This is a genomic window from Nereida sp. NH-UV-3 (genome assembly GCF_042939535.1).
Lineage (GTDB): Bacteria > Pseudomonadota > Alphaproteobacteria > Rhodobacterales > Rhodobacteraceae > Nereida > Nereida ignava.
In genome coordinates, this window is record NZ_CP132157.1 from 2,233,016 (window position 1) to 2,244,870 (window position 11,855).

Below are 11,855 nucleotides of genomic sequence, written 5' to 3' on the forward strand. Positions count from 1 at the left end.
CCGCAGTACATGAGCAGGCCATATGGAACACGCAGCAGATTTCTCAATGTGGGCGCTATTCGCGCGCGCAACGATCACCGTAAAACTCGTCATGATCATCCTGATTATCGCCAGTTTCTGGGCGTGGTCGATTATTGTTCAAAAGACAATCCAGTACCGCAAAGCGCGCGCAGAGGCCGCGAAATTTGATCAGGCTTTTTGGTCCGGCACCCCGCTTGATGGTTTGTTCGATGAGATTGGACCGGCGCCCGAAGGCGCATCAGAAAAGATTTTCGCGTCAGGCATGCTTGAATGGCGTAGGTCTCACCGAACGGATGGTGGTTTGATCGCGGGTGCGACCAGCCGCATTGATCGTGCCATGGACGTGGCGATCAACCGTGAAGCCGAAGAACTGCAAAAGGGCCTGACCGTATTGGCCACTGTTGGATCCGCATCACCCTTCATCGGGTTGTTTGGAACCGTTTGGGGTATCATGAATGCCTTTATTGAGATTGCAGAACAGCAAAACACCAACCTTGCAGTTGTAGCCCCTGGCATTGCCGAGGCGCTTTTGGCGACAGGTTTGGGCCTTCTCGCTGCGATCCCTGCGGTTATCTATTACAACAAGCTTAGCGCAGACAGTGACCGAATTGTCGGCAATTACGAGGCGTTCTCTGACGAGTTTGCCACGATTTTGTCGCGCCAGTTGGATAGCTAAGCCATGGGTGCGGGTACAATCAAAAAAGCCGGCGGGGGTGGTCGCGGCCGCCGCCGCGGTCGTGCACAGCCGATGGCAGAAATCAACGTAACGCCTTTTGTTGATGTGATGTTGGTCTTGTTGATCATCTTCATGGTTGCTGCACCCTTGCTGACGGTTGGGGTGCCTGTTGAATTGCCCAAAACTGCGGCCACAGCGCTTTCATCGGACAACGAAGAACCACTGACGGTGACGCTGACCGCTGATGGCGTTGTGATGATTCAAGAAACTGAAGTTGAACGCGAAGCACTGATTGGGCGCTTGCAAGCGATCGCCACCGAGCGCAGTGATGATAAAATTTTCCTGCGTGCTGATGGGGCTAACACCTATGCGAGTGTTGCAGAAATCATGGGTGCTTTGAATGCGGGTGGCTTTTCAAACATTGGCCTTGTGACAGACATTGGCGGCCCCACGCTTGATGGTGTGACGCCGGTGCAGGAGCAGTAGGCACGCCTGATGCGCACGGGCTACATCATATCCGGAGTGGGTCACGCGGGCCTTATCGGCTACCTTCTTGTGGGGCCGATCTTTTCTGCTGATCCGCCGCCTTTTGAGGATGTGGAGGTAAGCGTTATTTCCTCGGCTGAGTTTGATGCGCTCACCAATCAAACACCTCCTGAAACCCCGACGCAGATTACGGCACCGGAAGCTATTGTTGCACCGCCTCTTGAGCCTACGCCTGAGCCTGCGCCGCAGCCTGTGCCTGAACCTGTGCGGCCCCAAACGCCTGAGCCTGTGCGCCCGACACCGCCGCCTGATGCCTCGCCCGATGTGAGCCAGGTTGCCCCGTTGCCACAGACGGATGTGACCGATGAGGCACCCGAAGAACCCACGCCGCCAGCGCCCCCGCCAGAGCCGCAAGTGAGTGCTGTTATTGATGCGTCCAAGCGCCCCAAAGCAAGACCCGCGCCACGTATTGCACCCCAAGCGGTAGCCCCACCGCCCCTTGATGCGACCATCGCGGATCAAACCCAAGAGGCGGTCGTAGAAACGAATGATCCTGATGCGCTGCCAAGCACTCAAAGCGATGCTCAGCAAGCAACGGCCCCTGAAGAGGCTGCGCCCGAAGTCGTGACGGAAGCAGAAGAAGCAGGTGGCGCGCCAACCCGTTCAATCCGCCCACCCGCGCGTCCCAATAGGCCTGTGGCACCGGTGCAAGCCGCCCAGTCTGAGGTGGCGTCCGAGCCCGATGCGGCTGCGCAAACTGCTGAAACCGCAGATGCTTCGCCTGCAAGCGATGCGCCCGTTGGTCCACCAATGACCCAAGGCGAGCGCCAGTCGCTTGTTGGTCAGATACAGAACAAATGGGCTGTCCCGCCGCGCGTGATTAGCGACCAAGTCGTGATCACTGTGCGCTTTGCAGTGGGGGAAGACCGGCGTCCAATTTCAGGCTCTGAGGAGTTGATCAGCGGCTCGGGCAGTGCTGATCTGAACCAGATTGCATACCGTGCAGCGCGAAGTGCGATTTTCCGCGCAGGTGCACAGGGCTTTGATTTGCCTGATGACAAATACGATCAATGGAAAGACATTGAGATTACCTTTAACCCGTCAGGCCTGCGCCTGAAGTAATGAATGAGGGATAGGTTTATGAGGCAGTTTATTGGTGCCATTTTGTTTGCAGCGTCCGCAACCCTTGGATGCATCGCCCCCAGCACAAGCGTGGCACAGCCCCTGCGGCTTGAGATTACGGACGGCGTCATTGAGCCGCTGCCCTTTGCTTTGCCCACCTTCATTTCCGAGACATCCAACGCGGGTGAGATGGCCCAGCAGATCAGTGGTCTGGTTGCAGATGATTTGCGCGGCACTGGGTTGTTCCGCCAAATCCAGCCGGAAGCGTTCATTAGCCAAATCAGCGCCTTTGGCGCGCCAGTGCAATACCCCGATTGGCGCGCGATCAACGCCCAAGCGCTTATTACGGGTGCAGTTTCAGTCAGCGGCAATGGCCGCGTGACCGTTAAGTTCCGCCTGTATGATGTATTTACTGGCTCCGAATTGGGCCAAGGCCTTCAGTTTGTCGGCACCACTGATGGCTGGCGCCGGATCGCCCATAAGGTGGCCGACGAGGTTTATGCGCGCATCACTGGCGAGGGGCCTTATTTTGACAGTCGCGTTGTTTTCGTCGGCGAAACTGGCCCCAAAGAGAACCGTGCCAAACGCCTTGGGATCATGGATTTTGACGGTGCAAACGTTCAATACCTGACGGATAGCAGCGCCATTGTGCTTGCACCACGTTTTTCGCCTGACGGTGAGCGGGTGCTCTACACCAGCTACGAGACAGGCTTCCCGCGCATCTACGTGCTGGACGTGGGCCGCGTGTCACGACGCGCGCTTGATGTTCCCGACGGCTCCATGAGTTTTGCGCCGCGTTTTGCGCCCGATGGGCGGACAGTGGTGTTCTCGCTCACAACTGGGGGCAACACGGATCTTTATACGCTTGATGTGCGCACCAATGCGCGCACACGCCTGACGTCGACCCCAGCCATTGAAACGGCCCCAAGTTATTCACCTGACGGGCGCAGCATTGTGTTTGAAAGTGATCGCTCAGGCTCGCCGCAGCTGTACATTATGCCCGCCACAGGTGGTGAGGCGCGCCGCATTAGCACAGGTGCGGGACGCTACGGCACGCCCGTTTGGTCGCCGAAGGGGGATTTGATTGCCTTTACCAAGCAAAATCGTGGCCGGTTTCATATTGGCGTGATGCGCACGGATGGTTCTGAGGAGCGGCTTTTGACCGCGTCCTTCCTTGATGAGGGCCCAACGTGGTCGCCCAATGGTCGGGTCATCATGTTTACCCGTGAAACCCAAGGCGCAAATGGCGCGCCTGCGCTTTATTCAGTGGATATTTCGGGGCGTAATCTCGCAAAAGTGCGCACTCAAACAGCGGCATCTGATCCTTCATGGTCGCCTTTACAGCGCTGATGTGCTAATTTGACACCAAACAACAACAATAATTGCAGCTCATCTAAGACAGGACATCACTTATGAAGACGTTGACAAAATCAGCACTGCTTATCGCGGGCATGTCATTGGCCGCCTGTAGTAACGGCACCCTATTCGGCTCTGGCGGGGGTATTGGCGGCAGTGGAAATGGCGCGTTTGGTTCCAACGGTGGGGTGGGTGTCAGCGCACTTGATCCCGCGTCCGTCGGTTATTTCAACGAGACCGTTGGGAATAAAATCCTGTTTGATGTGGACCAAAGCACGTTGAACGCTTCGGGGCGCTCTATTTTGGATGGTCAGGTGGCTTGGCTGCGTGCCAACCCTGCATTTATTGCCGTGATCGAAGGTCACGCGGATGAGCAGGGCACGCGTGAGTATAACTTGGCCCTTGGTGCGCGGCGCTCTAACGCGGTGCGTGAATATCTGGTCAGCCAAGGCATCGCAGGCACGCGCCTGCGTACGCTGACATATGGCAAGGAACGCCCGATCGCCGCGTGTTCGACCGAGAGTTGTTATGCGCAAAACCGCCGCGCGGTGACCATCTTGTCCGGATCAGGCACAAGCTGATGCGGGCGCTGCGCGTTGTTGCAATTTGTGCTGCGCTGCTGCCTTGCGGGGCAGCGCTAAGCGCGGAAACTTTGGGGGATGTGCGGGCGGACCTGTCCCGACTTGCCGCCGAAATCAACAGCCTGCGCGCCGAACTATCCGCCACCGGCAGCACCAATCCGCTTGCGGGGGATGTTTCTACTCTTGCGCGCATTGAGACCCTTGAGGCGACTTTGTCTCAGTTGACTGCAAAGACCGAGCAATTGGATATTCGCATTAATTCGGTGGTGCGTGATGGAACAAACCGCCTTGATGATTTGAACTTCCGCATTTGCGATCTTGATCCCGCCTGTGACATCGCCACCATCGGGTCGACTGCCGTATTAGGCGGCGTTGAAGTTGTAGGGCCTGCTACGAATGTCGTAGTTCAAGAGGAAAATGATGTTTCACTGGCCATTGGCGAGCAGACAGACTTTGAGCGAGCTGAGGCGGCCCTCACTTCAGGTGACTTTCGCAGCGCCGCGGACCAGTTTGCGGCCTTTACTGAGACCTACCCAGGCGGGCCGCTAGCGACCCGTGCCAATTTGTTGCGTGGTGATGCACTTGCGGGGCTGGGCGATATGGCACCGGCTGCGCGTGCCTATCTTGATGCGTTTTCTGGTGCGCCAAGTGGCCCTGAGGCTGCCCCTGCGCTGTATAGGCTTGGCACATCCCTCGCTGATTTGGGCCAGACATCTGAGGCCTGCGTTACCTTGGGTGAGGTCACAAGTCGTTTTGCCTCTGCCCCCGAAGCTGCCCAAGCGGCGGCCGCGCGTTTGAACATGGGCTGCGAATAGCGCGTGGTTTCAACGGCTGTTCTGATTGACAAACTGGATCAGCTCTATGGCTGGGAACCGCCTGCATTGATCGGTGTGGCGGTATCTGGTGGGTCTGATAGCCTTGCACTGCTGCATCTGTTGAACGATTGGGGACGTGCAAAGATTGTTGCGGCCACGGTTGATCATGGTTTGCGAAAAGAGGCGGCTGAGGAGGCTGCCTATGTTGGCCGCATTTGTGCCGCCCTCAATATTCCGCACGATACCCTGCGTTGGACCGCATGGAACGGCAGCGGCAATGTCCAAGACGAAGCACGCCGTGCGCGTTATGGCCTTTTGGCGCGGTGGGGCAAAAAGCGCGGTGTTCATTTTGTGACACTTGGTCATACCCGCGATGATGTCGCTGAGACATTCTTGATGCGGCTGGCTCGTAAATCAGGTGTTGATGGTTTGGCCGCAATGGCCGCACGCGCGGACAAAAACGGGATGCGTTTTGATCGCCCCCTGTTGGATATGAGCCGTGCCGATCTTCGCCACTACTTGCATGAAACAGGTGTTGCTTGGGTTGATGATCCTTCCAATGACAACGATGCATTTGAGCGCGTAAAGGCACGCCAGCTGCTTGAACATTTGGGTGAAATGGGGATCACGTCTGATGTGTTGGGCAGTGTCGCGGCTAAGTTGCGTGCTGAGCGGTCCGCCTTGGGGCAAGCCGTCTATGAGCTTGCTGACCGGATCACACACGAGGAAGCAGGCGACGTTATCATTGACGCCAAACGGTTCTCTATTGCGCATCCTGAATTGCAGCGCCGCCTTTTAAACGGTGCCCTTCAATGGGTGGCCAGTGCGGATTATACCCCGCGCCATGATGCCCTTATGGAAGTCGCGCAAGCGATCGATATGCGACAGACCAAAACGCTTCATGGCTGTTTGATTACGGCCGGTGCAGCAGATATTCGCATTGGCCGGGAATTTAACGCGGTTTGGGATGCAACCGCCCAACCGAGCGCACTGTGGGATGGCCGCTGGCAACTTGCTGGACCAGCTGAATTGGGCGATGAGGTGCGCGCGTTGGGTGAAGAAGGCTTGGGCCAGTTGCCTGACTGGCGCGCAGCGGGATTGCCGCGCCGTTCATTGATGGCGTCACCATCTGTTTGGCGCGCAGACCGGCTAATTGCCGCTCCTTTGGCCTCATTTAATGCTGCATGGAGCGCAAAATGCGCGACATCTTACATCAGTTCCCTTTTAACGCATTGAAGTTGGGGATGTAGTCTCTATTTTAAGACCTAACAGTTATGCACGCCCTCTAGGGGGTGATGCGATTCCCCACATTGAGGAGACCTCCCTTGGGTAACGCGCGAAATTTCGCCTTTTGGATCGTTCTTGGCCTGCTTGTGCTGGCCCTATTCCAACTTGTTGGAGGCGGCCAAAGCACGGCAAACAGCTCTGAAGTTAGCTATTCTCAGTTTGTAGACGCCATTGAAGGTAACGAAGTTGCCAATGCCCGCGTTGACGGTGAACGCGTCACATATCGCGGGACCGATGGCCGTGATTACACAACGATCATGCCGCGTGACGCGGAAGTGACTGATCTTTTGTTGGCCAGCGACATTCCGTTTGAGGCAAAATCACAGGAAACCAGCGGCTTCCAGGCGCTGCTCTTTAACCTGTTGCCAATCCTGTTGCTGATCGGTGTGTGGATTTTCTTCATGCAGCGCATGCAAGGTGGCGGCAAAGGCGGGGCGATGGGCTTTGGGAAATCAAAAGCTAAGCTGCTGACCGAAAAACATGGCCGTGTGACGTTTGATGACGTTGCAGGTATCGATGAAGCTAAAGAAGAGCTTGAAGAGATCGTTGAGTTCTTGCGCAACCCACAGAAATTCAGCCGCTTGGGTGGTAAAATTCCCAAAGGGGCGCTTCTTGTTGGTCCTCCGGGTACGGGTAAAACACTTCTCGCACGTGCAATCGCGGGTGAGGCTGGTGTGCCCTTCTTTACTATTTCGGGTTCGGATTTCGTTGAGATGTTCGTAGGTGTTGGTGCGTCGCGTGTCCGTGACATGTTTGCGGATGCCAAAAAGAACGCGCCTTGCATTGTGTTCATCGACGAAATTGACGCAGTCGGCCGCGCACGTGGTTCTGGCTACGGCGGCGGCAATGACGAACGTGAGCAAACGCTGAACCAACTGTTGGTTGAGATGGACGGCTTTGAAGCAAACGAAGGCGTCATCATCGTTGCGGCCACAAACCGTCGTGATGTGCTTGATCCGGCATTGTTGCGTCCTGGTCGATTTGACCGTCAGGTCACTGTGCCTAACCCAGATATCAAAGGTCGTGAGAAAATTCTGGGTGTACACGCACGCAAAACACCGCTTGGCCCTGATGTTGATTTGCGCATTATTGCACGCGGAACGCCTGGTTTCTCAGGCGCCGATCTGGCGAACCTTGTGAACGAGTCTGCCTTGATGGCAGCGCGTGTTGGTCGCCGTTTTGTAACGATGGAAGACTTTGAGTCGGCGAAAGACAAAGTTATGATGGGTGCAGAGCGCCGCAGCATGGTCATGACAGCCGAACAAAAAGAAATGACCGCATACCATGAAGCAGGTCACGCCATCGTTGGTATCAGTCTACCGAAATGTGATCCTGTTTATAAGGCAACGATTATTCCGCGCGGTGGTGCGTTGGGTATGGTGATGAGCCTGCCTGAAATGGACCGTCTCAACATGTTTAAAGATGAATGCCACCAACGTCTTGCCATGACTATGGCAGGCAAAGCGGCGGAAATCTTTAAATATGGCGAGGACGCTGTGTCAAACGGACCCGCTGGCGACATTCAGCAAGCCAGCCAACTGGCCCGTGCGATGGTGCTGCGGTGGGGGATGTCTGATAAAGTTGGGAACATTGACTATGCAGAAGCTGCTGAAGGATACTCTGGCAACACTGCCGGTTTCTCGGTCTCGGCTAACACCAAAGAGCTGATCGAGGAAGAAGTGCGCGGGTTTATCCAACGTGGCTACGACAAAGCGGCTGAGATTATTCGGGAAAAATCCGAAGAGTTTGAGCGCCTTGCCCAAGGGCTGTTGGAATATGAAACGCTTACTGGCGAAGAGATCAAGCGTGTGATGCGCGGCGAACCACCACATCTGAGCAACGATGAGGACGACAAAGACGATGGTTCTGCTCCATCAGTCACAGCGGTGCCGAAAGCCAAGCGTCGCAAGCCGTCATCCGGTGATGAAGGTGGCTTGCCCGAGCCGACTTAAGCCAGCTTTATGTGCTAATTTTCAAAGCCCCGTCGATGATTTCGGCGGGGCTTTTTCTTTTTGGACGGGCGACTGCCCCAGCTAAGAATGATGCAAATCGGAAACTTCGTATACGGCGGTGGACGGTGACGCGCCGTAAATTGTCGGAATCGACAGGCGTGATTTCAAATGATGGCTCTACCAACGACTCAACGAAACGTGGACATCAATAGGGAACCCTGCGCCATGGCATATAAGACCGACATCGAAATTGCTCGCGAAGCGAACAAGAAGCCGATCCAAGAGATTGGTGCAAAACTGGGCATTGGTTCTGATGATCTGCTTCCCTACGGCCACGATAAAGCCAAGGTCAGCCAGAAATTCATCGACTCTGTTCAAGGTAACGAGAGCGGTAAACTGATCCTTGTGACTGCAATTAACCCAACTCCAGCTGGTGAAGGCAAAACCACAACCACCGTAGGCCTTGGTGATGGTCTGAACCGCATTGGCAAAAAAGCGGCTGTTTGTATTCGTGAAGCATCGCTTGGGCCAAACTTCGGCATGAAGGGCGGCGCTGCGGGTGGTGGTTACGCGCAAATCGTTCCGATGGAAGACATGAACCTGCATTTTACCGGTGACTTCCACGCGATTACCTCGGCGCACTCACTGCTTTCTGCGATGATCGATAACCACATTTATTGGGGCAACGAGCAAGAAATCGACATCCGCCGTGTTCAGTGGAAGCGCGTTGTTGACATGAATGACCGCGCCCTTCGCCAGATCACCGCTTCTTTAGGTGGCGTGGCAAACGGCTTTCCGCGTGAGGCTGGGTTTGACATTACGGTTGCATCCGAAGTCATGGCGATCTTGTGCTTGGCCAACAACCTCAAGGACTTGCAGCAGCGTCTTGGCGATATGATCGTGGCTTACCGTCGTGACCGTAGCCCTGTGTTCTGTCGCGATATCAAGGCCGATGGTGCGATGACCGTACTTTTGAAAGATGCGATGCAGCCCAACCTTGTTCAGACGCTTGAGAATAACCCTGCGTTTGTACATGGTGGCCCGTTTGCCAATATTGCGCACGGCTGTAACTCTGTGATTGCTACGAACACTGCGCTCAAAATTGCAGATTTTGTTGTGACCGAGGCGGGCTTTGGCGCGGACCTTGGCGCTGAGAAATTCATGAACATCAAGTGCCGTAAAGCAGGCCTCGCGCCGGACTGCGTTGTTTTGGTTGCAACTGTCCGGGCAATGAAAATGAACGGCGGCGTGGCGAAAGCGGCCCTTGGCGCTGAAAACGTTGATGCGGTGAAAGAAGGCTGTGCGAACCTTGGACGCCACATTGGCAACCTCAAATCATTCGGCGTGCCTGTGGTTGTTGCGATCAACCATTTTGTCACCGATACGGACGCTGAAGTTCAGGCAGTTAAGGACTACGTTGCGACCCAAGGGTCCGAAGCTATTCTTTCACGGCACTGGGAATTGGGCTCTGAAGGCTCCGAGGCACTGGCGAAACGTGTGGCCGAGATTGCCGAAAGTGGTGCAGCCCAGTTTGCTCCGATTTATCCAGATGACATGTCGTTGATGGAGAAAATCAACACAATCGCCAAGACCATCTACCGCGCCGACGAAGTTCTCGCGGATCAGAAAATTCGCGATCAGTTGAAACTTTGGGAAGATCAGGGCTATGGCCACTTGCCGATCTGTATGGCTAAGACGCAATACTCGTTCAGCACGGACCCGAACCTGCGCGGTGCGCCCGTTGGTCACTCGGTGCCGGTGCGTGAAGTACGCCTGAGTGCAGGTGCAGGTTTTGTTGTGGTCGTTTGCGGTGAAATCATGACCATGCCAGGTCTTCCGCGCGTTCCGTCCGCAGAAAACATTCACCTGAATGATGATGGCCAAATCGAAGGCCTGTTCTGATCGAAACTAAAGCGCGCGCGGCATTGAGCCACGCGCGCTTTGACCTTCGGTGAGGATATTTGAAAACAAAAGAAGAGATTAAAATGACTGCTACAGTTATTGACGGTAAAGAATTTGCAGCGCGCGTACGTGCCAAAGTGGCTGGTCATGTGACACGTCTGAAAGACGAAAACGGCATTACACCTGGCCTTGCGGTTGTGCTGGTGGGTGAAGATCCGGCGAGCCAAGTCTATGTGCGCTCCAAAGGTAAGATGACCGTCGAAGTTGGCATGAACAGTTTTGAGCACAAGCTGGACGTGAATACCTCGGAGGAAGACCTGCTTGGGCTGATTGAAAAGCTCAATAACGATCCTGCGGTGCATGGCATTTTGTGTCAGCTGCCGCTGCCAAAGCATTTGGATGAGGACCTGATTATCAATTCGATTTCTCCTGCTAAGGACGTCGACGGCTTCCATATTTCGAATGTTGGGCTACTTGGGACCGGGCAAAAATCAATGGTGCCTTGTACGCCGCTTGGCTGTTTGATGATGCTGCGGGATCATCATGGCTCGATCAGTGGGATGAATGCTGTGGTGATTGGACGTTCTAACATCGTGGGCAAACCGATGGCCCAACTTTTGCTGAATGACAGTGCCACGGTGACCATTGCACATTCGCGTACGAAAGATTTGGCTGATGTTGTGCGGGGGGCCGATATCGTTGTCGCTGCAGTTGGGCGCCCAGAGATGGTGCCTGGCGATTGGATCAAGCAAGGCGCGACTGTGATCGATGTTGGCATTAACCGAATTGATGCGCCTGAAAAAGGTGAGGGTAAAACCCGCCTTGTGGGCGATGTTGACTACGCCAGTTGTGCCGAAGTTGCCGGTGCCATCACGCCGGTTCCGGGCGGTGTTGGCCCCATGACAATTGCGTGTTTGTTAGCCAATACGGTTACGGCGTGCTGTCGCGCGAATAGCCTTGCGGAGCCGGAGGGCCTCACCGCGTAATCATCCAACGCGGCATCGGAATTTCAATCGGCGCGGGTCCTGTCAAAATGGCCCGCGCCGTTTTTGTGAACAGTTGGCTCAAAGCTGGGTCTGTTGTTTTTAGCCCGCCCGTATAAGTGCCGAATGATGGTAACATCAGGTGGCATTCGTCATAAAGAAACGCAGGGCGCGTTACAGCCCGCCCACGTAGGTTGATCGTTGCCTTGGGGTGATAATGCCCGGATATTTCGCCGGTTTTTGGTGTGGCGATATGAGTAAATATCAGCCCGTCATGCGTCAGTTGAGCGACGTGCGTGCCACCAAACGCTGTATCGCCCGCATCATGATTTCCCTCGATCCACGTCCACACCCGGCCTGCTTGCAGCCGTGTGATCCATGTCTGATGCCGCTCATCAAGTTGGCCCGCAGCAGTTAGGTCATCGAAGCTGTCACCAAGACAAACCACGTGGGCCGGATTGGTCTGATTGATCGCCGTGTCGAGGCGGCCGAGCGTGTCATCGGTTTCATAGGGTGGAAGCAACGACCCGCCGCGCCGCGCGATACGCTCGGATTTTCCAAGATGCAGATCAGACACGATCAGCATGCTCTCAGCGGGCCAAAACAGCGCGCCGTCGCCGCGAGCCTCTAGGGTGTGACCTTGGAAAATGAATTGGTGGCTTGCCATGTGGTTG

The 11,855-nt window shown here is 55.4% G+C and carries 11 protein-coding genes; 10 read left to right on the top strand and 1 reads right to left on the bottom strand.

Translation table 11 applies throughout. The features are described from left to right. Positions 1-22: 22 nt before the first annotated feature. The 10 genes from tolQ (at position 23) to folD (ending at position 11,184) form a co-directional block, all read left to right on the top strand. Positions 23-697 (top strand): protein TolQ, encoded by a 675-nt coding sequence (gene tolQ, locus NeNHUV3_RS11005; protein WP_391481427.1) that lies wholly within the window; start codon positions 23-25, stop codon positions 695-697. Between the two features lie 3 nt (positions 698-700). Next, on the top strand, positions 701-1,183 hold the full coding sequence (tolR, locus tag NeNHUV3_RS11010) for a protein TolR (RefSeq protein ID WP_391481430.1): 483 nt from the start codon (positions 701-703) through the stop codon (positions 1,181-1,183). 9 nt (positions 1,184-1,192) lie between these two features. Continuing rightward, a complete protein-coding gene (locus NeNHUV3_RS11015; RefSeq protein WP_391481431.1) occupies positions 1,193-2,305 on the top strand; it encodes an energy transducer TonB in 1,113 nt (370 codons plus the stop codon). A gap of 18 nt (positions 2,306-2,323) precedes the next feature. Beyond that, entirely contained in the window at positions 2,324-3,655 is a 1,332-nt protein-coding gene (gene tolB / locus NeNHUV3_RS11020; RefSeq protein WP_334066558.1) for a Tol-Pal system beta propeller repeat protein TolB, read from the top strand. Positions 3,656-3,717: 62 nt separating this feature from the next. Continuing rightward, positions 3,718-4,242: a peptidoglycan-associated lipoprotein Pal gene (gene pal, locus NeNHUV3_RS11025; protein ID WP_391481433.1), complete on the top strand. Its 525-nt coding sequence runs from the start codon at positions 3,718-3,720 to the stop codon at positions 4,240-4,242. Then, positions 4,242-5,057: a tol-pal system protein YbgF gene (gene ybgF / locus NeNHUV3_RS11030; protein ID WP_391481434.1), complete on the top strand. Its 816-nt coding sequence runs from the start codon at positions 4,242-4,244 to the stop codon at positions 5,055-5,057. Before pal ends, ybgF begins: the two co-directional genes overlap by 1 nt. A gap of 3 nt (positions 5,058-5,060) precedes the next feature. Then, positions 5,061-6,293, top strand: a complete 1,233-nt coding sequence (tilS, locus tag NeNHUV3_RS11035; protein ID WP_391481436.1) for a tRNA lysidine(34) synthetase TilS — start codon at positions 5,061-5,063, stop codon at positions 6,291-6,293. A gap of 89 nt (positions 6,294-6,382) precedes the next feature. Beyond that, positions 6,383-8,296: an ATP-dependent zinc metalloprotease FtsH gene (gene ftsH, locus NeNHUV3_RS11040; protein ID WP_048599626.1), complete on the top strand. Its 1,914-nt coding sequence runs from the start codon at positions 6,383-6,385 to the stop codon at positions 8,294-8,296. Between the two features lie 225 nt (positions 8,297-8,521). Further along, positions 8,522-10,198, top strand: coding sequence for a formate--tetrahydrofolate ligase (locus tag NeNHUV3_RS11045; protein WP_391481438.1), 1,677 nt, complete (start codon positions 8,522-8,524; stop codon positions 10,196-10,198). A gap of 83 nt (positions 10,199-10,281) precedes the next feature. Then, positions 10,282-11,184 carry a bifunctional methylenetetrahydrofolate dehydrogenase/methenyltetrahydrofolate cyclohydrolase FolD gene (folD, locus tag NeNHUV3_RS11050; protein ID WP_391481439.1) on the top strand — a complete coding sequence of 301 codons (903 nt, stop codon included), beginning with the start codon at positions 10,282-10,284 and terminating at the stop codon, positions 11,182-11,184. On the opposite strand, the gene pdeM is transcribed toward folD, so the two are convergent. Continuing rightward, positions 11,174-11,848: a ligase-associated DNA damage response endonuclease PdeM gene (gene pdeM / locus NeNHUV3_RS11055; RefSeq protein WP_391481440.1), complete on the bottom strand. Its 675-nt coding sequence runs from the start codon at positions 11,846-11,848 to the stop codon at positions 11,174-11,176. The genes folD and pdeM overlap by 11 nt on opposite strands. Positions 11,849-11,855: the final 7 nt, after the last annotated feature.